Source organism: Embleya scabrispora (assembly GCF_002024165.1).
GTDB classification, from domain to species: domain Bacteria; phylum Actinomycetota; class Actinomycetes; order Streptomycetales; family Streptomycetaceae; genus Embleya; species Embleya scabrispora_A.
Window position 1 is genome coordinate 827,932 of the sequence record NZ_MWQN01000002.1, and the last position, 23,487, is coordinate 851,418.

Annotated in this window: 17 protein-coding genes and 2 pseudogenes; 10 read left to right on the plus strand and 9 right to left on the minus strand. The window is 72.2% G+C overall.

Annotated elements, in window-relative coordinates; genetic code table 11:
* From B4N89_RS34110 to B4N89_RS50165, 3 genes and pseudogenes are all read left to right on the plus strand, one after another.
* On the plus strand, positions 1-699 hold the full coding sequence (locus B4N89_RS34110; protein ID WP_235619074.1) for a cysteine hydrolase family protein: 699 nt from the start codon (positions 1-3) through the stop codon (positions 697-699).
* 28 nt (positions 700-727) lie between these two features.
* Positions 728-937 (plus strand): annotated as a pseudogene (locus B4N89_RS53445) (sporulation protein); the annotation flags it as partial.
* A gap of 657 nt (positions 938-1,594) precedes the next feature.
* Complete coding sequence (locus B4N89_RS50165; protein ID WP_078980335.1) at positions 1,595-2,182, plus strand: response regulator transcription factor; 588 nt, start codon at positions 1,595-1,597, stop codon at positions 2,180-2,182.
* 101 nt (positions 2,183-2,283) lie between these two features.
* Here B4N89_RS50165 and B4N89_RS34120 read toward each other — a convergent pair whose 3' ends face one another.
* From B4N89_RS34120 to B4N89_RS34155, 8 genes and pseudogenes are all read right to left on the minus strand, one after another.
* Positions 2,284-4,023, minus strand: a complete 1,740-nt coding sequence (locus B4N89_RS34120; RefSeq protein WP_078980336.1) for an ABC transporter ATP-binding protein — start codon at positions 4,021-4,023, stop codon at positions 2,284-2,286.
* Positions 4,020-5,843: an ABC transporter ATP-binding protein gene (locus tag B4N89_RS34125; protein WP_078980337.1), complete on the minus strand. Its 1,824-nt coding sequence runs from the start codon at positions 5,841-5,843 to the stop codon at positions 4,020-4,022. Before B4N89_RS34125 ends, B4N89_RS34120 begins: the two co-directional genes overlap by 4 nt.
* A gap of 149 nt (positions 5,844-5,992) precedes the next feature.
* Positions 5,993-6,124: a SapB/AmfS family lanthipeptide gene (locus B4N89_RS34130; RefSeq protein ID WP_078980719.1), complete on the minus strand. Its 132-nt coding sequence runs from the start codon at positions 6,122-6,124 to the stop codon at positions 5,993-5,995.
* A 97-nt stretch (positions 6,125-6,221) separates the two neighbouring features.
* A pseudogene (gene lanKC, locus B4N89_RS34135) lies at positions 6,222-8,926 on the minus strand (class III lanthionine synthetase LanKC).
* Positions 8,927-9,679: 753 nt separating this feature from the next.
* Positions 9,680-10,528 (minus strand): biotin-dependent carboxyltransferase family protein, encoded by an 849-nt coding sequence (locus tag B4N89_RS34140; protein ID WP_101897449.1) that lies wholly within the window; start codon positions 10,526-10,528, stop codon positions 9,680-9,682.
* A gap of 194 nt (positions 10,529-10,722) precedes the next feature.
* On the minus strand, positions 10,723-11,340 hold the full coding sequence (locus B4N89_RS34145) for a 5-oxoprolinase subunit B family protein (RefSeq protein WP_078980338.1): 618 nt from the start codon (positions 11,338-11,340) through the stop codon (positions 10,723-10,725).
* A complete protein-coding gene (locus tag B4N89_RS34150; protein ID WP_078980721.1) occupies positions 11,337-12,089 on the minus strand; it encodes a LamB/YcsF family protein in 753 nt (250 codons plus the stop codon). Before B4N89_RS34150 ends, B4N89_RS34145 begins: the two co-directional genes overlap by 4 nt.
* A gap of 119 nt (positions 12,090-12,208) precedes the next feature.
* Positions 12,209-12,931, minus strand: coding sequence for a GntR family transcriptional regulator (locus B4N89_RS34155; protein WP_078980339.1), 723 nt, complete (start codon positions 12,929-12,931; stop codon positions 12,209-12,211).
* Between the two features lie 157 nt (positions 12,932-13,088).
* On the opposite strand from B4N89_RS34155, the gene B4N89_RS34160 reads away from it, so the two are divergent.
* From B4N89_RS34160 to B4N89_RS34180, 5 genes are all read left to right on the plus strand, one after another.
* Positions 13,089-13,832 carry a DUF969 domain-containing protein gene (locus B4N89_RS34160; protein ID WP_078980340.1) on the plus strand — a complete coding sequence of 248 codons (744 nt, stop codon included), beginning with the start codon at positions 13,089-13,091 and terminating at the stop codon, positions 13,830-13,832.
* Positions 13,829-14,797, plus strand: a complete 969-nt coding sequence (locus B4N89_RS34165; protein WP_078980341.1) for a DUF979 domain-containing protein — start codon at positions 13,829-13,831, stop codon at positions 14,795-14,797. The genes B4N89_RS34160 and B4N89_RS34165 overlap by 4 nt, the downstream gene beginning before the upstream one ends.
* Before the next feature lie 115 nt (positions 14,798-14,912).
* Positions 14,913-15,560 (plus strand): pyroglutamyl-peptidase I, encoded by a 648-nt coding sequence (gene pcp, locus B4N89_RS34170; RefSeq protein ID WP_078980342.1) that lies wholly within the window; start codon positions 14,913-14,915, stop codon positions 15,558-15,560.
* Positions 15,561-15,871: 311 nt separating this feature from the next.
* Positions 15,872-16,426, plus strand: coding sequence for a hypothetical protein (locus tag B4N89_RS50170; protein ID WP_078980343.1), 555 nt, complete (start codon positions 15,872-15,874; stop codon positions 16,424-16,426).
* A gap of 731 nt (positions 16,427-17,157) precedes the next feature.
* Entirely contained in the window at positions 17,158-17,811 is a 654-nt protein-coding gene (locus B4N89_RS34180; protein WP_235619077.1) for a class F sortase, read from the plus strand.
* Between the two features lie 1,781 nt (positions 17,812-19,592).
* Here B4N89_RS34180 and B4N89_RS34185 read toward each other — a convergent pair.
* The gene (locus tag B4N89_RS34185) at positions 19,593-21,275 is read right to left on the minus strand and encodes an MFS transporter (protein WP_078980344.1); all 1,683 of its coding nucleotides are present in this window, start codon (positions 21,273-21,275) and stop codon (positions 19,593-19,595) included.
* A gap of 260 nt (positions 21,276-21,535) precedes the next feature.
* On the opposite strand from B4N89_RS34185, the gene B4N89_RS34190 reads away from it, so the two are divergent.
* Together B4N89_RS34190 and B4N89_RS34195 are read left to right on the plus strand one after the other, a co-directional pair.
* Entirely contained in the window at positions 21,536-22,270 is a 735-nt protein-coding gene (locus B4N89_RS34190) for a TetR/AcrR family transcriptional regulator (RefSeq protein WP_078980345.1), read from the plus strand.
* Positions 22,271-22,431: 161 nt separating this feature from the next.
* The gene (locus B4N89_RS34195; protein WP_078980346.1) at positions 22,432-23,157 is read left to right on the plus strand and encodes a GntR family transcriptional regulator; all 726 of its coding nucleotides are present in this window, start codon (positions 22,432-22,434) and stop codon (positions 23,155-23,157) included.
* The last annotated feature ends 330 nt before the right edge of the window (positions 23,158-23,487 follow it).

Here is a 23,487-nt window from a genome sequence, read left to right on the forward strand (position 1 = left end):
GTGGCGTCCGTCAAATCCACGCCATATAGAGACGGTGTCGAGGAGGTCCGCGTCATGGGCTACCAGGTGAGTACCGTCGATCCGGCGCGCACCGCGCTGATCGTCGTCGACGTCCAGCACGACTTCATCTCTCCCGGCGCGCCGCTCGAATCGCCCGCCGGGCGCGCCATGTTGCCCACCCTCGCCGGCCTGCTCGACCTCTGTCGCAAGGCGGGGATCATGGTCGTCTACACCGCGCACGTGCACCGCGCCGACGGCTCCGACCGGGGGCGCTACGGCGACCTGTACCCGCCGATCGCGTCGGGCGAGGCGCTGGTCGACGGCACGCCCGGGAGCGAGATCCACCCCGATGTGGCGCCGGCCGAGGGCGAGGTGGTGGTCAAGAAGCACCGCTACAGCGGATTCCACGGCACCGACCTGGACATGCTGCTGCGCGGTCGGGGCATCACCACGGTCGCGGTGACCGGCGTGACCACCGAGGACTGCGTGCACGCCACCGCCCGGGACGCGATGTTCCGCGACTACTGGACGCTGGTGATCGCCGACGCCTGCGCCACCTACGACCACCCCGACCTGGGCTGGGGCGCGATGTCGGCCGAGGAGGTGCACCGCGCGGCGCTGGTGGTGCTGGCGCAGTCCACGGCCGACGTGGTCACCTCGGAGCAGTTCGCCGGACGGGTGCGCGAGGCGGGCGCCTAGGTCCGTTCGGAGAGGAACCCGCCGGGGTCGGGTCACCCTCGTCGGCGGCAGCCGCCCGGCCGTGATCGGCGGCGTGACGTTGTCCCCGGTCCTGTCGACCGCCGCCGGCGTCGGGCGCGGCGCCGGCACGGGCGACGGCTCCACGCCGTTCGCCGGCGCCGTGGTGAGCGGCCCGCTGCGGCCGGCCGCGCGGGAGGAGCGGGAGTTGCCGTTCTCGTTCCCGGTGCCCCGGCCGGCGCCGTTCACCACCATCGCGGGGCAACGTCTGGCGAACCCTGGGCCAGGAGGTCGCGTTCCACGCCGCGCTACGCCGACAGGTGCGCGGAGGTGGCGTTTTCCTTCCGCTCCACCCCGAACGCCACCTCCGTCTCGGTGCGGGTGGGCCCGCGCGGCGAAACGTTCGGCCTCGGCGACCGGCGCGGGGGGGCTTTCTCGTTGCCCCGAAGCCGCCGATTTATCGCGTTTGGTACGCATGCGCGGCCGGGTGGCTCTACGGTCTGAGCGGGAGCTGGTGCGCGAAAGTCGATCAGGGGACCGACGATCGCATGCCGGGGTGGGGCGGAAGACGGCCATGGGCCGGGGGTCGGGGTGCCGGACGGTTGTGCGGCAGAGGGAGCGGGCGATGGGTCGACACGTTGCGTGCCGGCGCCGGTTCCCGGTCCGCGTCCCCGCTCGGTGGTGTACGCGACGTCCCCCTCGGTGTCCGAAGTTCTTCGAACCCTCGGTCGATAGCGGCCCGGTTCGATCATGGTTCGACAGGAGACGAGAACCCGGGATCCGAATGTCGCATAAAAGAATCATCCGATTACGGGTAGTGCTGAGACTCTCGGGACGGGGTACCTATCGACGTGCTTGGCGGGCATCCCAGGCGCGTCGGCACAGACTGGGGGCGGACATGATCAGGGTTCTCTTGGTGCACGACACGGAGTTGATGAGATCGGCGCTGACCGCGCTGCTCGATCGGGAGGAGGACATCGACGTCGTCGCCGAGAGTTGGGAGAGCGCTCCCGACCGGGCTCGAGCCCAACGTCCGCACGTATGCGTGGTGGACGTGGACTGTCCCGGCGCCTCCCGTTTACCGAGTCGACCCGTCGATCGGGACTGCGCGCTGTTGGTACTGGCCACCACCGCGCGGCCGGGCAGCCTGCGCCGGGCGGCGGAGGCCAGGGCGCTGGGCTTCGTGGACAAGGACGCCCAACCGTCGCAACTGCCGCGCGCGATAAGACTCATGGCCACCGGCCGCCGCTACGTGGACGGTACGCTCGCGCTCGACCTGCTGCGTGCCGCGACCGCGCCGTTGACCCCTCGCGAACTGGGTGTGCTCTCGCTCGCCGCGAAGGGCGCCTCGGCCCCGGAGATCGCCCGCAGTCTGCGGCTGAGCATCGGGACGGTACGGAACTACATGTGCGCGATCACCCGCAAGACCGGTGCCCGCAACCGGATCGACGCGATCCGCATCTCGCGCGACGCCGGGTGGGTCTAGCAACCTGCCCGTCCGGCGGATCCGGCGGGGCCACGCCTCCTGGCCCCGCACTCCGCCGCCGCACTCGGGGCCCGTACGGCCGGTCGGACGCCTTCCGCGGTTCAGATGCGTTCCGCGTGCCAGTGGCCGACCAGGTCGCGGTACAGCGGTGACCGGTCCAGGAGTTCCCGATGTGTCCCGCACACGGCGTGCACCCCGTCCAGCACCAGGATCCGGTCCGCCCGCTGCGCCGAACTGATCCGGTGGGCCACCACGATGAGTGTCCCGGGCCGTTCGGCGAAGGCCCGTTCGGCCCGATCCTCCGCCGCCGGATCGAGATGGCAGGTGGCCTCGTCCAGCATCACCAGGGGCGCGGGTGACAGGTGCGCCCGGCCGAGCGCGATCAACTGGCGCTCGCCCTGGGACAGGGCGGCGGGGTCCACCGGCGCGTCGAAGCCGCCCAGTCGGTGGACCAGGGGCAGCAGACCGACCTCGGCCGCGGTCGCGGTCAGCGCGGCGGGCGACGCGCCGTCCGGGCACAGGTACAGCAGGTTCTCCCGGACGCTGCCGCTGAACACGTACGCCTGCTGCGGGATGAGCACCCGTCGGCGGGAGGGTTCGCCGGCGATCGGCGCGACCGGTCGCCCCGCCACCCGGATCGCGCCCCGGTCGGGTTCGAGCAGGCCGGCGACCAGCGCGGTCAGCGTCGACTTGCCGATCCCGCTGGGGCCGACCACCACGAGGTGCTCGCCGGGTTCGACGGTCAGATCCAGATCGCGCAGGACCGGTTGGGCGTTGGGGCCGTACGCGAAGGTCAGCCCGCGTATCTCGACCCCGGCGGGGGCGCCGCGCTCGGCCGAGGGGCCGCCGTGCTCGGCAACCGACGGACCGGGCAGGGTACTTCGCGACTGGGACGTCAGTCGATCGAGCACCACCAGCAGCCGCGTCCCCGCCGCGCCGAGCGCGTTCATCAGGGTGTGCAGGGCCGGCAGCAGGGCCTGGGTCAGGTAGGTCAGCGCGCCCAGCAGGGCGCCGGCGGTCAGTCCCCTCCGCACCAACCAGGGCGCGCTGACCAGGAGCAGCAACACCGGCAACTGCCCGGCCACGCCCAGCGCGACGGTACGCGCCGCGGCCCACCGGGCCAGCACGCGCGCCGCGCGGGCCTCGGCCTCGATCAGGGCGTGCGTCCGAGCCGCGACCGACTGCCCCGCCCCCGCCGCCAGTACGTCGCGCAGACCCTCGGCGACCGCGCCGAGCTGCGTCGACAACGCCTCGTCGGCATCGAGGAACACCCGCTGCCGGGCCGCCATCGGCGCCAGCGTGGCCAGGAACAACGCCAGGCCGAGCACCAGCGGCGGCAGCACCACGATCAGCAACTCCGGAGCCAGCGCGCCGAGTCCGAGCAGCACGCCGAGCATGGTGAAGACGAACGAGCGGGCCACCAGGACCAGTCCGGCGAAGCTGTCCCGGGCGAGTTCGGTCTGATTGGTCAACCGCGACACCACCGCGCCGTCCGCCGCGCGCGACGGGGCCTCGATCGCCTCGGTCAGGGCCCGGTCGGCCACCCGGCGGATCAGCCCGTCGCGCAACGGCTCGACCAGGTCGGCCAGTCCGCGAAACACCCCGCCGGTGGCCGCCCCGCCGCAGATCACCGCCAGTGCCGCGACCGCCAGCCAGGCGAGGCCGACGCCGGTGCGGCCGGCCAGGAAACCGGAGTCGAGCGCCATCGCCACGCCGTAGCCGCCGAGGAAGGTCTGCGCCGATTCCAGAAGGGACCACGCGCCGAGCCGGACCAGCACTCGCTTGCGCCGGGCCAGGAAACGCCGACCCAGGGCGGGCACCCCGGAACGCTCCTCGGTCATCTGCCCTCCCGGGCCGAATCCCCGGCCGGGCCATACTTCGACGTCCCGGACGAGCCCCGGGGCGAACCGGGCCCCGGCGTCTCGTGGCCCGCTTCGGCGGCGACGAACACCGCCCGGTAGTCCGCCTCTTCCCACAACCGTTCGTGGGTGCCGACCGCGCGCACCCGGCCCGCCTCCAGCCACGCGACCAGATCGGCCCGAGCCGCCGAGGACACCCGGTGGGCGATCAGCAGCCGGGTACCCGCGCGGACATCGTGGACCAGGGCCCGATCCACCCGCAGTTCGGTGACGCTGTCCAGGCTGGAGGTCGCGTCGTCCAGTATGAGCAAGCGGCCCGCGTGCGCGAACGCTCGCGCCAGGCCCAGGCGTTGCAGTTCGCCGCCGGACAGCGGCGCGGTCGCACGCGGTGCTGCGTACCCGCCGGGCAGCAGTCGGATGAAGGTGTCCGCGCCGGCCGCCGCGGCGGCGGCCTCGATCGCGGCGGGCTGCGGTCGGTAGGGCCCGAAGGCGATGCCGTCGGCGATCGTCTCGCCGAACAGGGCGGGTCGTTCGAAGGCGTAGCCGACCTCGCGGCGCAACCGCGCCGGATCGATCTCGGTCAGCGGCACGCCGTCGAGCAGCACCACGCCCGCGTCCACGTCGCACAACCGCCCGGCGACCGCGGCGAGCGTCGACTTACCCGCGCCGGAGCGGCCGACCACGGCCATCGTGGCGCCGCCGGGAACGACCAGATCCACGCCGCGCAACACCGGCTCGCCGCCCCGGAACACGGTGACCCCGCACAGTTCGAGCCGACCCGGACCGTACGCCGGCAACGCCCGGTCGCCGTGCCGCATCGGCGGGATCGCCAGCAGTTCGGCGGTGCGCCGCGCGGCCGAACGGCTGCGCACCAGCGCGTCGAGGCCGCCGACCGCCACGCCGAGACCGGCCGCGAGCGCGGTGTAGCGCGAGGCGGCGAGCAGTTCGCCCACGGTCAGGTGCCCGCCGGCCAGCCGTACGCCGCCGACCGCGAGCACCGCCGTGCTCAACAGCGGGACCAGGATGCCCGCACCCGCCATGGCCCGCCCGTACACCTGCCACATCCGCCGCCCCTGCGCGTTCAGTCGCGGCAACGGGTCCAGGATCCGGCCGAGTTCGCGGGTCGCACCGCCGGCCGCGGCGATGCTCCGGGCGCCGCCCAGCGCCTCCACCAGTCGGGTGGCGATCTCGCCCTGCACCCGCTGGTAGCCGGAGACGCTCTCCGAGGAACCGCGGGCGAAGGCGCGCAACAGCCAGATCAGCAGCGGTACACCGGCCAGGAACACCGCGAGCAGCCACGGGTCGATCACGCCCAGCGCGACCAGACCGCCGATCGGGACGAACAGCGAGGCCAGGCCGGCGGCCGCGGTGGTCGGCGCGGTACTCGCCTCCGCCACGTTGCCGGTCAGCCGGGTGACCAGATCGCCCGGCGCGTGTTCACCGGCCCGGTGCGGGGCGAGCGAGAGCAGGTGGTCCACGCCGAGTCGGCGCAACCAGGCGGCACTTCGGGCGGTGACGACCCCGCCGAGCAGGGCCTCCAGGGCGGTGCAGACGATCTCGGCGACGATCAGCACCGCGCACAGGACGACCGCGCCGTGCAGACCGTCGGCGTCGTCGAGCAGCAGGTCGAGGGTGTGGCCCAGGACGGCCGGGAGCACGATCGCCACGCCGGCGGCGACCGCGCTGCACAGGAACACGGCCGCGGTGCGGCCCGGGCTATGGCGCACGGCGCCGGCCAGCAGATGGGCGGTTCCGGGGGGCGCGGCCGATGCGCGATCGGGGGTGCGGTCCGTGGCGGCCATGCCGGCGCGGTTCCTCGCTTTCGTCGCGGGGGTACTGCACGAATAGCGGTCCCGGGCGGAATGCCGCCGCCCGGGACCGCCGTCGACTCGTCCTGACTACTCAGGGGTGCTCAGAGGCGTGCTCGGAGCCTCCCGAGGAGGGGCAGGGGTCAGCGGCACTGAAGCAGGCTCAGGCTGCTGTTGCCGCAGAGCAGGAGGCTCACGTTGCTGCCGCCGCCGTGGCCGCCGCCGCCGAGCTCGGTCTCCTCCGCCGCCATCGTCTGCAGGTCGAGAAGTGCCATGGTGATCATTCCTCTCGGTAGTGGAACAGGATGGTGCCGCGGCCCGCCCGAAGGGTGGGCCGGTTCTGCCTCGGTCCGCGAATGAACGGGACCGGCTTCAGGGCCGCCGAGGCGGCGGGAGGAAGGGCAGGTGCACGGGATGGTCGTGCAGGGAGCTGCCCAGTGCGAGCAGGCAACCGGCGGTGCCGGTGCCCAGGTCCATGGAGAGCCGCATCATCTGGTCTCCGGCGAAAGCGAGTTCGCCCCGGTAGGGAATCGCGCCCCAGGACAGCGTGTCGGTCAGCCGGCGCAGGTCGGCGGCACGTGTGTCGGGTTCGTCGGCGGGGGTGCGGCTCAGGTGCAGGATCATCCCCGCGGTGCCCCGGAACAGGCCGGGGTGGGCGTAGAACCGGGCCCGGGCGGCACGGGCGATCTCCAGCCGGGCGGCGGCGAATTGCTCGTCGGGCCGGTGCGCGAGGTAGTCGTCGAGGACCATGGCGATGCCGACACTGCCGGCGCCGACGTAGGGCATCGTACGGCGGCCCTCGCTCACGTGCAGGGCGCCGCCGATGGCGACCACACAGCGGGCCAGGTCGCTGCGCAGCGCGTCCGCGGCGGCATCCAACAGGCCCGGGTCACGCAGCCGTTCGTACAGGCGCAGGAAGAGGAGGGCGCCGCCGGTGGCGCCGTACAGGAGGCCGGCTCGGGTCGACGGGGGACCGGTGCGGATGCGGTCGGCGACCTGCTCGGCCCAGGCCAACGTCCGGTCGTGCAGGGCGTTCTCGCCGGTGGTACGGGCGAGGTCGTCCAGCGCGAGGCCGAGCCCGGCCAGTCCGCTGTGCAGGTCCACGCCGAGGCCGTGCCGGTTCTGACCGAGGATCAGGTCGACCAGGTCCAGGGCGCGGTCGCGGTGTCCCAGGCGCTCCATCACCCACGCCACGCCGGACAGGCCGTCGTAGAAGCCGGGCGGGTTGCCGGCGGGCGGGTTCTTGGTCGCGCGCAACAGCCATTCCTCGCCCGCCGGGTGGCGTTCGGCGCCGGTCTCGGCCAGCGCGTACAGCACGCCGGCGGCCCCGGAGCCGAGGCACGCGCCGCCGCCCGGGACGGCGAACTGGGCGATGTCGCCTGGGTAGCAGCGGTCCTCGCGGTCGGGGTGGCGGACAGGGTGATCGCCCGGGCCATCGAGTCGCGGCTGCGCGGCCAGTCGGTGAGGGATACGGGGAGGTAGCCGGCGGAAGGGTCGGCGGAAGGGGCGGCGGTGGGCGGGTGCGAACGGCGCGACTGGGCGGACCGGTTCGGCTCGGGGCTCGGGGCGTTGGCGCGGGCGTGTTCGGGCTTGGGGACGTCGGCCCGGGCGTGCTCGGGGGGCGTACCGGATTCGTGCTCGGGCGCCGGGTCGTACCCGCGCAGGATCTCCTCGACCGCCGGGTCCAGCCAGCCGGCCGGGATCGGGAACTCCGCGAGCGCGACGCGGGCCAGGTGCCGGGCCTTGTTCCGGTCCACCACGAACAGGCTGGTGAGCGGCAGGAACAGGGCGATCCGCAGGCAGGCGAGCGCGTAGCGGTCGATGTCGAAGCCGCGCCGGTCGGCGGGTGCCACGAAGCCGGGGCTGGCGACCACCTGACGTCGCGTGTCGTCGTCGATCGCGGCGGCCTCGAAGTCGAGGAGCGTCACCGACTGTTCGTCCTCGGGGATCATGATGTTGAACAGGTGCAGGTCGTTGAAGACCACGCCCCGCGCGTGGATCGCCTCGACGGCGTCGGCCACGAGGCCGTAGATCCGCATGGCCCACACGGTGTAGTCGGCCAGGGACTCCGGTGTGGGGTCCGTCTCGATCAGCGGGTGGCGGAGCGCGAAGAGGGTGTTCAGCGGGCGGCCCTCGACGAACTCCAGGACCAGGAAACGGTGATCACCGAGGGTGAACCAGTCGCGCACCTCGGGCGTGCAGGCCAGTCCGCTCAACCGGCGCAGCGCGTCGCGCTCGCGTTCGAGGCGGGTGACCGCGTCCGCGCCGTCGGCGCCCAGTCCGGCGTGCGGGCGGGCCTCCTTGAGCACGACCTGCTCGTCGGTGCGCGGATCCCGACCCAGGTAGACCCCGCCGCCGTTGGAGAAGTGCAGCGCGCGCTCGATCCGGTACGGGAGTTCGCCGACCGTGGTCGCGGTGCGGGCGGCCAGATGGGGTTCCAGGAACGCGGGCAGGTCCAGCCACGGCGGTACCTGGAACGTGGGTTCGCGCCGATCCGGGACGAGCGTGCCGGTGTCGTCCTCGATCGCCGGACACAACTCGCCGCGCGCGTCATGGCAGTTGCGCTCGGTGAAGCTGCCGTAGCGCAGGAACACCGGCCCCTCGCCCCAGCGCAGGTCGCTCAGGATGTACGGCCCCGGCTCACCGGCCAGCAGGGCGGACAGCTCCTCCGCGACCACCCGACACTGCTCGTCGTCGGCGGGGTAGACGGTGACGAACTTGCCGCTGGCGGCGCGGTCGGCGTACTTGCCGTTGCGGTTGTGCAGCAGATACGGGCTCGGCATGCACTTGAACGCGATGCCGCGCGGGACGCAGTAGTCCCAGACGACGGTCAACACCCGCTCGGCGTTGGCGTGTACGGCGGAGACGTGGATCTTCCAGCCCTGCTCCGGCAGTTCGCACGGCTCGGGCCGGAACGCGAGCCAGTCACCGGAGGTGTTGCGCAGCCAGCCTTCGGGGAGTTCGCGACTCAGCGTGGCGTAGTGCGTGGCCAGGTCGGCGTCGTCCGCGCGGAGTCGATACGGCGCGTCGTAGAACAGCCGATCGGCGTCGCAGAAGACCGCGTATCCCTGATTCATCGCACTCCCATTCCGGAAGACCTGGTGCCAACCGGAACACTGCCGGCCTCCCGAGATCGCCGAAAGTCGCATTCGTCATCAATGCGGAGTGAGGAATTCATGGCCGAGGGTGTGATGAACTCACAGACAAAACGGGCGAGTCGCTGGCCGAGTGGGGGTGATGTGCAAGCGGCTGGGCGAGGCCGGGCAAGCACCCCCGGGGCTGCTACCGGCGAGTAGGCGCCCGGGAGGGGGATGCCGTGACGCGGTGAGGGAGGGGCCGCGAGGGCGATGGTGCCGCGGTGCGGGTGTCGGCGGCGGCGGTTGCGTCTCGCTCGGGTGGCGCCGGTGCGGGGCCGGTCGCAGTCGCCGGGTGGGTGCGGCGGCGCCGGCGTTTGGGGCTGCGTGGCCTGGGGTGCGTGGTGAGACGCGCGCTTTGCTTGGCAGATAGCCGGGCGGCAGCGCGGGACGGCGGGCCGGCGATGCGGTTGGGCCCGCCGGGGGGCTTTCCCGAGTGGGTCGGGCGTCCCGGCGGGGGTTGCGCCTTGGTCGGGTGGTGCCTGTGCCGGGACCGGTGCCGGTGTGGTGCCGGTGCGGGGCCGGTCGGAGTTGTCGGGTGGGTGCGGCGGCGCCGGCGTTTGGGGCTCTGTGGCCTGGGGCGTGTGGTGGGGCGTGGGCTTTGCTTGGCGGAAGGCCGGGCGGCGGCGGTGGTGTCTTGGCCGGGGGCATTCGGGCGGCCCGTTCGCGGGGAACGGGCCGTGTGGGGTGGGGGGTTCAGTGGCCGGTGGGGGTGAATCTGACCGGGGTGCCCGGGGTTGCCTGGGCGGCGGCGGCCAGGTGGTCTTCGGGGACGACGCCGATCACCGGGTAGCCGCCGGTGACCGGGTGGTCGGCCAGGAAGAGCACCGGGCGGCCGTCTGGGGGCACCTGTACCGCGCCCAGCACCATGCCCTCGCTGGGGAGTTCGTCGGTGCGTGCCCAGGTCAGGGCGGGGCCGTCGGTGCGGAGTCCGATGCGGTTGCTTGCCGAGGCCACGGTGTAGTGGGCGGCGCCGAGGGAGTTTCGGGCGGCGGCGGTGAACCAGTCCTGCCGGGGGCCGAGCACCAGGGGGAGCACCAGTTCGGTGGGCGGACCCGATCGGCGGTGGACGTCCGCGCCCGGCGGGGTGGGTCCGGTGGGCTCGCCCAGCGGGAGCAGGTCGCCATCGGCGAGTGGGGGCGGCCCGAGTCCGGACAGGAGGTCGGTGGATCGGCTGCCCAGGACCGGTTCGACCGCCACGCCGCCGGCGAGTGCCACGTAGGTGCGCAGGCCGGCGGTGGCCGGGCCGATCTCGAGGACGGCGCCGGCCGGTACGCGGATCGCCGCCCCCCAGGCGACGGGGCGACCGGCGACGCGGACCGGGCAGGGTGCACCGACCACCGCGGCCACGGTGGTTCGGCGCACCCGCACGGCGGTGCCGGTCAGAGTGGTCTCCAGGGTTGCCGCCTCGGGGGGATTGCCGACCAGGCGATTGGCGAGGCGGTGGGCCGGCTGATCGAGTGCGCCCGAGCGGGGTACGCCCAGGTGGGCGAAGCCGATGCGGCCCAGGTCCTGGACGGTGGTGAGCGCGCCGGCCCGAATCACCTCGACCGTGCGCGATGCGTCACTCGCGTGGGTGACCCGAGACCCCTCCGCCCCCGAATCGCGCCGCACCGCCTCACCCCGACCGGCCTCCCGCCGGCGATCCTCGCCCCGCTCCGCCTTGACCCGACCCGGCTCGCTCCGCTCCGCCCGAACCCGCCTGGCCTCGGCTCCGCCCACGCCGCCGCGTCCCGCGCTCACGGCCCCACCGCCACGAAGCGGACCCGGACCCCGGGAGCGAACAGGGCGGCCGGTTCGCGGTCGGCGTCCCACAGGACCGCGTCGGTGCTGCCGACCAGTTGCCAGCCGCCGGGCGACGAGCGCGGATACACACCCGCGTACTCGCCGGCGAACCCCACCGAGCCGACCGGGACCGCGGTGCGCGGGGTGGCCCGGCGAGCCAGGTGATATCGCTCGGGCAGGCCGGTCAGATAGCCGAAACCGGGCGCGAAGCCGCAGAACGCCACCCGGAAAGTGATCGCTCCGACGATCTCGGGGACACGCTCGACCGGCTCCCGCCACAGTTCGGCGATCTCGGCCAGGTCGGGCCCGTCGTAGCGGACCGCGATCTCGATGTGTTCGCCCGCCTCCGGCGACAGCGGCGGGATGCGCCAGCCCGTGACGTCCGCGGCCAGCGCGGCGGGGTCGGCGAGCCCGTCGAGCAGGACGGTGCGGGCCGCCGGGACGATCTCCCGGACGGCCGGCAGCGTACCCGCCGCCCGCCGGCGCAGCAGTTCGGCGTGCAGCGCCTCGGCCCGGTCGGCCGTGTCCACCTCCAGGAGCAGTGCGTGTCGGCCCACCGGCAAGGTCCTCACGCGAACGGCTCCAGGGACACATCGGCGGCCAGCAGCGCGCGGCGAACCCGCAGCGCCAACTCGGCCGCGCCCGGGGTGTCGCCGTGCAGGCACAGCGACCGGGCCGAGACGGCGACCCGCTCTCCAGTGATGGCGACGACGGCGCCCTCACGCGCCATCGTCAACGAGCGGGACACGACCCGGTCGCCGTCGTGAACGACGGCACCGGGCTCCGCGCGCGGCACCAGGGTGCCCCGCGCGGTGTATGCGCGATCCGCGAACGCCTCGGGTACACAAGGAAGTTCGGCGGATTCGGCGGCTTCGAGCAGGCGCGAGCCCGGCAGTCCCAGGACCGGCAAAGCGCCGCCGGCCAGGAGGACGCCGGCCACCACCGCGCCGGCTTGGTCGGCATCCCACACGGTGCGGTTGTACAGCGCGCCGTGCGGCTTGACATAGGACACGCGCGAACCGGCGGCGCGCGCGAAGACCTCCAACGCGCCGATCTGGTACGCGACTTCGGCGGCCAGTTCGGCGGCCGGCACGTCCATCGCCCGGCGCCCGAAGCCGGCCAGGTCGCGGTAGGAGACCTGCGCGCCGATCCGCACGCCGCGCTCGGCGGCCAGCTCGCACACCCGGCGCATGGTGACCGGATCCCCGGCGTGGAAGCCGCATGCGACGTTGGCGCTGGTGACCACCGAGAGCAGCGCCGCGTCGTCGGTGAGCTGCCACCGCCCGAAGCCCTCACCGAGATCGGCGTTGAGGTCGATCACGACGGAGTCCGAGCCCGAGTTGGAGCCCGAGTTGGAGCCCGAGCGGGAGCCCGAGTCCGAGCCCGAGTTGGAGCTCGAATCCGAGCCCTCGCCCGTCGCGGCCACATCGGCGTTCACGTTCATGCGCCGTCCATTCGCATCGCGGCGCAGATCATCTCGCACGCGTCGTCGAGATACCGGTCCAGAACCACCCTCGCGCCGTCGAAGTCGCCGCCCGCGAGCAGGTCCACGATCTCCCGGTTGCGCCGCAGAAACGGTTCGTGCAGCGCTCTGGCCGAGGGCATGGCCAGGAAGGCCAGGCGCAGTTCGGCGATCAGGCGGGTCATGTACTCGTCGAGCCGCGGACTGCCCGCGAGCGCCACCAGGGCCCGGTGGAAACGCAGGTCGGCGGTGCCCACCTCGGCCCAGTCGCCCACCTCGGCCGCCGCCTCGCCGCCCGCGACCGCGGCGTGCAGGGCCGCGATCCGCTCCGGCGCCGCCGTACAGACCGCCCGCAGGCCGGTGCCCTCGAGGGCGCGCCGGACGGCGTAGATGTCGGTCACGTCGTCGGGGTCGAGCATCCGGACGAAGACGCCCCGATTCATCTCGTGCACCACCAGGCGATTGTCGACCAGCGTGCGGAACGCCTCGCGCAGCGTGTTGCGGGAGACGCCGAGGGCGGCGCCCAGGGCCTGTTCGGAGAGTCGGGTGCCGGGTGGCAGGGCGCCCTCGGCGATCCGATCCCGCAACACCTCCGCGACGCGCTGCGCGGTGCCGGCGCGACCGAGGAGGTCGCGGTCGGCGGCCAGACGGCTGAGTGTATCGTCGCCGGAAGTCCGGGCAAGGTCGACATCTTGGGTCATACGGTGGAGTCCCCCAGAGTGCGACGAGCGGTGCGGGAGGAGTACACCAATTTCCCGCGCCGTTCACAAGGTCTTGTGGGATTGTTCAACAATAGCCTAGCCTCCTCGGCACCTCCTCGTCCCCCTGTTCGAGGACCCGAGCGTGGAAGGCTGCGCAATGATTGTGCTCCTCGGCGTCCTACTGGTGATCGTAGGGTTCGCCACCCGACGCAACCCCCTGTTGGTGGTCGGTGTCTCCGGTGTGGCCACCGGCCTGCTGGGCGACCTGTCGCCGCGTGAAGTGCTGGCCGCCTTCGGCAACGGCTTCGCGTCCAGTCGCGGCGTGACGATCTTCGCGATCACCCTGCCCGTCATCGGGCTCCTGGAACGCAACGGCCTCCAGGAACAGGCCCGTACGCTGATCGCGCGCTTCGGCAAGCTGACCACCGGCCGCTTCCTGGTGCTGTACCTGGGACTGCGCCAAATCACCGCCGCCGTGGGCCTGGTCAGCCTGGGCGGCCCGGCCCAGACGGTGCGCCCGCTCGTGGTGCCCATGGCCGAGGGCGCCGCCGAGCGCAGCCACGGCCCGCTGCCCGAGAAGACGCGCGAGAAGATCCGCTCGCACTCGGCGGGCGCGGACAACGTCGGCCTGTTCTTCGGTGAGGACTGCTTCCTGGCGGTCGGCTCCATCCTGCTGATCACGGGCTTCGTGAACACCACGTACCACCAGCACATCGAGCCGCTGCACGTGGCGCTGTGGGCGATCCCCACCGCCGTCTTCGCGTTCCTCATCCACGGCGCCCGACTGCTGCGCCTGGACCGCACGTTGGCCCGCGACTTCGCCGCGGCGCCGGCCGGTGCGGGGGCCGTCCCCGCCATGGCGTCCGCCGTCGACTCCGCCGCCGAGGAGAAGCTCAAGTGATCAAGGTCGAATGGTTCTTCTGGCTGGTAGGCGCCGTCTTCCTGGTGATGGCCGCGCAGATGTTGGTGGATCGCAGCAATCCCAAGCGCTTCGGCAGCGCCGCGTTCTGGGGCCTGCTCGGTGCGGGCTTCATCTACAGCACCCGGGTCGTGGAGAAGACCTCCCCGGCCGAACCGCTGGGCGTGGCCGTGCTGGTGATGGTGTGTCTGGCCGGCTTCGGCTTCACCGGCAAGGGCACCGTGCCCACCACCAGCCGTGAGCAGCGGGTCGCCATCGCGTCCCGGCTCGGCAGCCGCATCTTCATCCCGGCACTGACCATCCCGGTGGTGGCGATGGTGTGCGCGGTGTTCGTGAAGAAGTGGCACATCGGCACCGAACCGGTGCTGCAGAAGGGCAGCGAGACCATCCTCGGGCTCGGCGTCGGCGCGATCGTCGCGCTCGTGGTGGGCATGCTGGTGGTCCGGGAGAAGCGGATCAGCGTCCCCGTGCACGAGGGCCGGTCGATGCTGGAGGCGATGGGCTGGGCGCTGCTGCTGCCCCAACTGCTGGCCACACTCGGCTCGATCTTCCAGGTGTCGGGGGTGGGCAAGCAGGTCGGCGTGATCACCTCGAAGGTGCTGCCGGACGGCAAGATCTACGTCGCGGTGATCGTGTACTGCCTGGGCATGTTCCTGTTCACCATGATCATGGGCAACGCCTTCGCGGCCTTCCCGGTGATGACCGCGGCGATCGGCTGGCCGGTGCTCGTGGTCGAGGGCGGCGGCGACCCGGCCGTGGTGCTCGCGCTCGGTATGCTCGCCGGCTTCTGCGGCACGCTGTGCACCCCCATGGCCGCCAACTTCAACATCGTGCCCGCGGCGTTGCTCGGGCTGAAGGACCAATACGGGCCGATCAAGGCGCAGTTGCCGACGGCGGGTGCGCTGCTTGTGGTCAACATCGGCATCATGTCGGCCTTCGCGTTCTGATCTCGCGTTCCGGCTTCGCTTACGTCCTCGCGTTCCGGCTTCGCCTTCCGTCCTCGCGTTCCGATCGAGGGCTCCCGTTACTCGCTTTGCTCCGCCGCTCCAGGAGGCATCACCGATGACCCGCGTACTCCTCACCGGATTCGACACTTTCGCCGGCGAGGCGAGCAATCCCTCGTGGGAGGCGGTCCGACTGGTGGCGGCGGAACCCGGGGGGACGGACCTGGAGGTGACGGCGGTGCGGTTGTCCTGTGTATATGGGATCGCGCTCGACGAACTGCGGTCCGCCGTGGAGCGGGTCGACCCGGACCTGGTGGTGTGCGTGGGTCAGGCCGGGGGCCGGCCTGACGTCACCGTGGAGCGGATCGCGATCAACGTCGACGACGCCCGCATCCCGGACAACGCCGGCCGGCAACCGATCGACGTGCCCATCGTCGAGGCCGGGCCCGCCGCCTACTTCGCCGGCCTGCCGGTCAAGGCGTGCGTCGCGGCGGCGCGCGCGGCGGGCGTACCGGCGTCGGTGTCCTCGACGGCGGGCACGTTCGTCTGCAACCACGTCTTCTACGGCCTGATGCACCTGATCGCCACCGAACGCCCCACCACCCGGGGCGGCTTCGTACACGTCCCCTTCGCCTCCGAGCAGGTGGCCGACCGCGCTGTCGCCTCGCTCCCGCTGCCCGCCATCGCCGACGCGCTGCGGGCGATCGTGACCACCGCCGCCACCCGTACCACCGACATCAGCGCCGAGGGCGGAAGCACCCACTGACGCCTCCGGATGCGAGCCGTCGCGGCGTCATCCCACACACGGGGGTGGGATGACGCCGCGACGGCTCGGGCCCGGCCACGCACCCGGGTCACCCGTTCGGGTAGGCGGGAGCGGAAATGTGTGACCGGTTCGTCGGGGCGGTGTGGGCGGGGAAAACCGAGAATCCCGTGCTCACGGAGCGTGGCCAGGCGACTCCGTTTCGGGTGATTTCGGCATGCGCGGCGGTGTCCGCCCGGCTTTCCTGGAAGTCGCGAGCCCGGCTGTCCCAGCGGTAGGTCGCTACCGCGCCCGCGCTCGCCGGAGGTCCCATCATGCGTTCGATCCACAGGCTCCTCGGTCCGCCGCTGCTCGGCGCGAGTCTCGCCCTGGCCGCCCCGGCGCTCGCCTACGCCGCCCCCGCCGCGCCCCAGGGCAACCCGGCGGACTGCGCAAAGGCGGTCGCCGCCGCCGCGAAGGCGCAATTGGCGTACGACGCGGCCGTCGCCGACTACGCCAAGGACGCCGCCGCGGCCGCCGGCCGACCCGACAAGTCCCGACAGGAGCAACTCGAACGCGCCAAGAACGAAATGACGACCTCCGCCTCGACGGCCGCCAAACAATGCCCGGACGTCAAGGCCGCTGACGACAAGGGCGCGGATGCCAAGGCCGCCGACGCCAAGGGTGAGTCGGCACACGGCAACGCCCCCGGCCACGAGGACGCCCACGCCGCCGCCCCCTCGGGCAGCATGCACACCGGCACGGGCGGTACGTCCGACGGATCCGGCGACACCGATACCGACACCGACGTCGCCCTCGGCGCCGGCCTGTTCGCCGCCGGCGCGGGCCTGATCGTGCTGCACCGCCGCCGCAACACAGGCAACCTTTGACCGCCCAGCACCAGGCGCCCGCGCCGCCGACCGCCATCGGCGACGCGGGCACTCGGACAGCGGCGAACGCGGAGGGGGCGACAGGTGCGGCAGCAGATCGGCGAGCTGGTGGGCGCATCGGTCGGCGGGGGCGGGGCCGGGCGGCGGCGTGGCACGCGTTTGCACGGGTGGGGCTGCGCCCGCCGATGGCACGTCACCCGCTTGCGTCACCGCAGGAGCTATCAAGGGCGTGGCTGCGGCCGTGGCTGCGACCCTTGCTCGGGTCGACAGAAGGTTGCCATCGATGGTGCTTCGCGCGCCCCGTCGCCGAGTGCCCGCGCCACCGGCGCTACTTTGCCCATTCGACTCGGCTGGAGTGCGCCGCCGACAGCGCCCTACCACCCGGGTCGCTGGGTCGGTGCCACGGAGAGTGTGCAGCCCACCTTGTGGGGCCTGCACCAGGGACGGTGCGTTACGCGTGCATCGTGGCGGGGCGGCATGCCGGCAGGGGTGCGTCACCCACCTACGTGGCCAAGCCTCCGTCATCACCGACGGCGTGGCACGTGTCTGCGGCGGGGAGTCCTGCACGGCTGATGGCGCGGCACCCACCTCAATCGGCGGCGGCCGACGCACCCCGCCGACCGTGCGTCGCCCACTCGCGCGGCGCGTGACGGCTTGCATCACCAGAAACCCCGGGTCGGTGTCGACCCACCTCGATCGCGGTGGCGGGAGGTTTTGTGGAGCCAGAGGTCGTGGCCGAGGAGCGTGTGGCGAAGCGGAGGATCGGGCCGGTCGGTGTGGGGGTGGCGGCGATGTGTCTGGGTGTCGCGTTGCTCGTCAACGGCACCGGGACTCCGGGGCCGCCACCGCAGCCCGGTGTCGCGGACGTGTACCCGGACGAGGCCCGACCCGCGCCGCACGATCCGCCGCCGCTCGCCCCGTTGCCCGCCGCCGCGCCGACCCGCGTGCGGATCCCGGCCATCGGCGTGGACGCCCCGCTGACCGGCCTGGACCTGGAAGGCGGCGGCAGGCTCGCGGCCCCACCCACCGACGAGTCCAACCTCGCAGGCTGGTACCGAAAAGGCACGCCGCCCGGCGCCGGCGGCACCGCGATCGTGGCCGGACATGTGGACACCGACCAGGGCCCGGCCGTCTTCTACCACCTCGGTGCGCTTCATCGCGGCAACACAGTCGAGGTCGATCGCGCCGACGGCGACACCGCGGTCTTCACGATCGACGCCATCGAGGTCTACCGCGCCGAGCACTTCCCCGACCGACGGGTCTACGGCGCCTCCAAGGCGGCGGAACTCCGCCTGATCACATGCGGCGGCGGCTTCGACCAAACCGCACAGCGCTACCTGGGCAACGTCGTCGCCTTTGCCCACCTCACCGCTCACCACACGTAACCACCAACGCGGCCTTCCAGCCTCCAGCCGCACAACACCGCCCCGAGGCCACCCGCAGCGGCGGCCTCGACCATTTGCCGGCACCCGCACGCCGCTCACGGTGCATCGCGGGACTACCCGGGGAGGGGCAGAGGATCACCCGTCGACGAGACGGCGCCCCGATGACCACCAGTGGCGGCGGGCGCGACCCGTCCACAACGCTGCTCGGCCAACGTGACAGCCTTCGCCCACAATCACCAACCGCGCCGAGCACAGCTGCCAGCGGGGGTGTGGAAGTCCCACCGGCGCAGCGACACCGCCCCGACAATCACCGGCCGGCGTGTGCGGTCACCGGTGGCAGGTGCGGGCTGCTCCCGTTGGCGGTGAAGCGCTCTGATATCCGCCGTCGACGGCGACCCGAACCTGGCCGATAGCACTGCCTACCGAGGCTTCCGCGTGTGGTTACGGGTGGCAGGTGCGGGGTTGGTCCGAGTCGATGGTGGGCCGCCGCCAGCGTTCGGGGCTCCAAGACGGGGGCTTCCGGCGAGGCGGCCGCGTTGCTTACCGAAAACCGGCTGGCAGCGGGGGCTGGGAGGGAGGTTGGGTCGAGTCGTCCGAGGGGCCTTTCCGAGTGGGTCGGGAGTTTCCGGCGGGCGTTGGGCTTGTGGTGGCGGAGTGCTGGCGCGGAGCCGGGGCGCGAAATCGGATTGCGATCGGTGGTTGTGGCCTTTGGGTTTCGGTGACCTGCGGTTTTGTGGGATCAGAGAGGAGAGATGGGCGTCGTGTACCGGTTTCGTCCGCTCCGACCCCCTCAATGCCGGAGCGGAGACAGAAATCGCCCGATCGGGTCGGCTTCGGGTCCTGCGACCCTTCAGATGCCGTCGGGGAGGCCAAAAGTGCCCACCAAGCGCCGAAACCGGATCCCGAGGCGTTCGAAACGGCTTCTTTTCCCGCTGACCTGCGGTTTTCTCTCGCATCGAGGCTGCGGTGCGTAACGCCGTCCGGTTTCCTGAACTCTCGCCACCCAGCCGCCGACCGTCTCTCGAAACGCCCTGCCCGACCCACTCGGAAAGGCCCCTCGGGCGACTCGACCGGGCTCCTCACCCGCTCCCCCGTTGCCGGCCGGTTTTCGCCGAGCAAGGCGCCTGTCTCGTCGGGGCCCTTGAGTCTTGGAGCCCCGAACGCCGGCGGCGGCCCATCATCGACTCGGACGGGCCCCGGACCGGCCACCCGCAACCGAAGGCGAACGCGCGCCGCAAGCGCCCGGCCCGCTCGGAAAGGCTCCCCGGACGACTCGACCCGAGCACCCTCCCCGCCCCCGTTGCCAGCCGGTTTCGGTGAGCAACGCGGCCATCTTGCCGGAAGCCCGGGTCTTGGAGCCCCGAACGCTGGCGGCGGCCCATCATCGACTCGGACGGGCCCCGGACCGGCCACCCGCAACCGAAGGCGAACGCGCGCCGCAAGCGCCCGGCCCGCTCGGAAAGGCTCCCCGGACGACTCGACCCGAGCACCCTCCCTGCCCCCGTTGCCAGCCGGTTTTCGCCGAGCAAGGCGCCTGTCTCGTCGGGGCCCTGGGTGCAACGTGCGGTGCACGCGCCCGGCCCGCTCGGGTCGGTTGCCTGCTTGTCGGCCGGGGCTGGGAGGACTTGTGGAGACATACGGCTCGGCCGGCGTTCGAGGCCGACCGGGTTGCCGGTGGCGAATGTGCGTTCGAGGCCAATTGGACCGACTGATGCGACGACGCCCCGACGGCGGGCGGGCCGTCGGGGCGTCGTGACGCGAGATCGTCCAGGTGCGGGAGGTCAGTGGGCCGCCGCAGTACGGACGCGGGCGCGCTCAGCCGACGCCGGTTCGGCCGATGCCGGCTGGGCTTCGCCGCCCGTTTGGCTCGCAGCGGCGCCCTCGGCTCCTGCGGCCACAGCCCCCGCCCCCGCGGCCTCGGCTCCCGAGTCCTTGCCCTCGGCCTCTGTCTCCGGGTCCGTGCCCTCCGTCTCCGCCCCAATACCCGCGGCCGCCGGGCTTCCCGCCGGGTTGCGGAGCAGGAGCAGCGCGAGTGCGGCGGCGGTCAGGATTCCGGCTGCGGCGGTCCAGAAGCCGGCCGACATTGCGGTGGTGAAGGCCTCGCGGGCAGCGGTCGCCAAGTGGTGGTCGCCTGTGGTGTCGGCCACGGCGAGTGCGTCCGAGATCGACTGCTTGGCCTGTTCGGGGGCCTCTTCGGGCATGGCGCCGGTGTAGGTGCCGGACAGGATGCTGCCGAGGACGGCCACCCCGAGCGCCGCGCCCGCCTGCTGCACCGTGTCGTTGAGCGCTGAGCCGACGCCGGCGTGCTCGGCCGGTACCGCGCCCATCAGAGCCGCCGTCGCCGCGGGCATCGCCAGCCCGCTGCCGATCCCGATCAGCACGGTCGCGGCGGAGAGCAGTCCGAAGCCGGCGTCCGACGGCAGGCTCGCCACGGTGCCGAAGCCGACCGCGATGACCACCAGGCCGACCGCCGTCATGGGCCGGTTGCCGATCCTGTTGCCGAGCGTGGCGCCGATGCCGTTGAAGAGCAGCGAGGCGATGGCCAGCGGGGCGAAGGCCAGGCCGGTCTTGCTCGGCGAGTAGCCCAGGACGAACTGGAGGTACTGGGTCAGGATCAGCATCAGCCCGCCGTTGGCGAACGTCAGCAGGACGAGCGAGAAACTGGCACCGCTGAACACCCGGTTCCGGAACAGCGCGAGCGGAACCATCGGGTGCGCGGTACGGATCTCCCAGAAGCCGAACGCCACCAGCGAGACGACCGCGACCACGAGCGAGATCTGCGTACCGGGGTGCGACAGACCGCCGTTGGCCGACTCGATGATCGTCCACACCAGCGCGGTCATGCCGACCATCGACAGCACCATGCCCAGCGGGTCGGACCTGCGCCACGGCCCCTTCGACTCCGGCATCAGCACGAGCGCGGCGATGATCGCGACGATCGCGATCGGCACGTTGATCAGGAACACCGCGCCCCACCAGAAGTGCGCGATCAGCACGCCGCCGACCACCGGCCCGCCGACCAGACCCACCATGGCCACCGCACTCCACGCGGTGATCGCCTTCCGCCGCTCCTCGTCGTCGAACACGGTGATCAGGATCGACAGCGTGCTCGGCATGATCAACGCCCCGCCGACACCCATCAGCACCCGACCGGCGATCAACTGCTCAGGGTTGGCGGCGAACGTCGCGGCCAGCGAGGCGCCGCCGAAGATCGCCAACCCGACGATCATGATCCGCCTTCGACCGAACCGGTCGGACAGGCTGCCTGCGGTCAGCAACAGGCCGGCGAACACCAGTACGTACGACTCGATGATCCATTGGATCTCCTGGGCGTCCGCCCCCAGGTCGGTCGCGATCGGCGGGACCGAAACGGTCAGCACCATGTTGTCCACGACCAGCACCAGCGTGCTCAGGCACAACACGATCAGGATCAGCCAGCGGCGCGGATTGTGGCGGTTCTCCATGGTGGACCCCTCGAGTTCTCGGCTTCGCGTGGTCGGGTCTTCACGTCTTCTTGGCGCGGAGGATGGTGCGTGACGCGTACGCCGTGCCCTCGCTGCGAACACTGTACGCATCACGGAACGGTGTGCGCAACTGGTGAACGATGTCCCCATGCACTCCTGGATCAGGCGTACGCAGAATGCGAACGCTGTGCGCTACGGTGGCCCAAAACAGTGATCAAGCGATACGCGCGGTTCACGCGGTACGGACAGAGAGGGGCGCCATGGCAGCCGACGACAAGCCGTTCGAATCCGTATGGACACGCCCGCGTCGCCAACGCGAGCAGCTGAGCCGGGAGCAGATCGTTGCCGAGGCGGTGCGGCTGCTCGACATCGAGGGGCTGGAGGCGCTGAGCATGCGGCGCCTGGGTACCCGCCTGGGCGCCGGGGCCACCTCGCTGTACCGGCACGTGGCCAACAAGGACGAGCTGATCGAGCTGGTCGTCGACGAGGTCTACGGCGAGTTGACCGTGCCGGAGCCGGGCGATCCGGCGAACTGGCGGGCCACAATCGAAAGTTGCGCGTACAGCGTGCGTGCGATGGTGCTGCGCCACCCCTGGGTGGCCGTGGTGCTCGGCCAGGTGGGTCTGGCCTACCTGGGGCCGAACGTGATCCGGCTGTCCGAGCGCATGCTCGCCGTGGTCGAGGGTGCGGGCTTCGCCGTCGAGGAGAGCGATCGGGTGATGAGTACGGTCCTGGCCTATGTGATCGGGATGGCCACCAGCGAGGCGGCCTACCTGTCCATGCTCGCGCGCAGCGGTCGGACCGAACAGGAGCTGATGGAGAGCCTGCAACCCAGTGCCGAGGAGGCGATGCGCGACCATCCCCGGGTCCGGGAGAGTCAGTCGGCGATGCGCGGCAGGGATCCCGAGCAACTGCGTGAGGCGAACTTCGACTATGGCCTCCAGCGGATGCTGGACGGCCTGGCGGTCCGCCTCGAACATCTCGCAACCGGCTGACTCCACGGGGGAGTTCGCGGCGGCTGTGAACCCGCCGTGCCGGAGGTGCCGGTGAGCGGAGGGTGGGGCTCGGGTTTCGGCGGCTATCCTGGCCGCTCCGGCCTCCGGTCGAGCGGGTCGGGAATCGAGCTCCTGGTCGCTCGGCCGGTCTGGGGAACCCCTTGTCGTCGTTACAGTCGTCGGCGGACATCAAGTCCGAGCAGATCGCGGCGGAGATCCGCGACGCGATCCGGCTCGGCACACTCCGGCGCGGGACGCTGTACTCCGCACGGGAGTTGGGCGAGCGGTTCGGTGCCTCCCGGACGCCGGTACGGGAGGCCCTGCTCAAACTGGCGGACCTGGGACTGGTCCGGATCGAACGCAATCGCGGCGCGCGCGTGCTCGGCCCGGACGGGCGCGGCGTGGTCGAACTGTGCAGTCTGCGCGTGTTGTTGGAGCCGCCGGCGTGCCGCAGCGCCGCGGCGGTGATGACCACCCGCGATGACGAGGAACTGGCCGCCCAACTGGCGATCATGGCCGCGCACCCCGACGCCGGCCCCGAGTACTTCGCCGCCGACGAGAAGCTGCACGACGTGATCCTGCGGGCCGGCGGGAACCGGCGACTGGCCAAGTTCGTCGGTGAGTTGCGTCAGACGCTGGCCCTGGACGGGCGACTCAGCGTACCGAGATACCAGTCGGTGGAGACCGCGCTCCGGGAACACACCGACATCGTCGAGGCGCTGCGCCGGCGCGACGGGGTGGCCGCCGAGAGCGCGATGCGCAAACACGTCGTGCGCTCGGGGGAGTTGCTGGTGTCCAACACCGGCGAGGACAGCTGGGGCCTGGTCGCGGAGTGGCGCCGCTGGGTGGGGATCGCGGAGACGACGGGCGAGCGCCCGCTTTCCTGATCGGAGGTGTGCAACCGGGTGTGCCGTTGGGGGATGCCGCTGGGCGGCACACCTCCGGCCGGGTTCCGGCCTCGACCCGATTCCCCAGACCTGGTTGCGCGGACAACCGTGCGCCACCCCGACCGGCGCCGTGCGACTGCTCGCCGGTAACCAGGACGGGGGCGATCGGACTGGCACCTGGATCACCCCGCCCGTCGTCGCGGCTGCCAACTCATGTGCTTCCGCGCCGAGTTACTAGCCGCGACCGCGACCCCGAACGCACGGTCCGGCTCGCCGATCGGATCGGGCACCCGCCGCGAACCGGGCCCTGCCGGCGGCGGGGTCGACGTC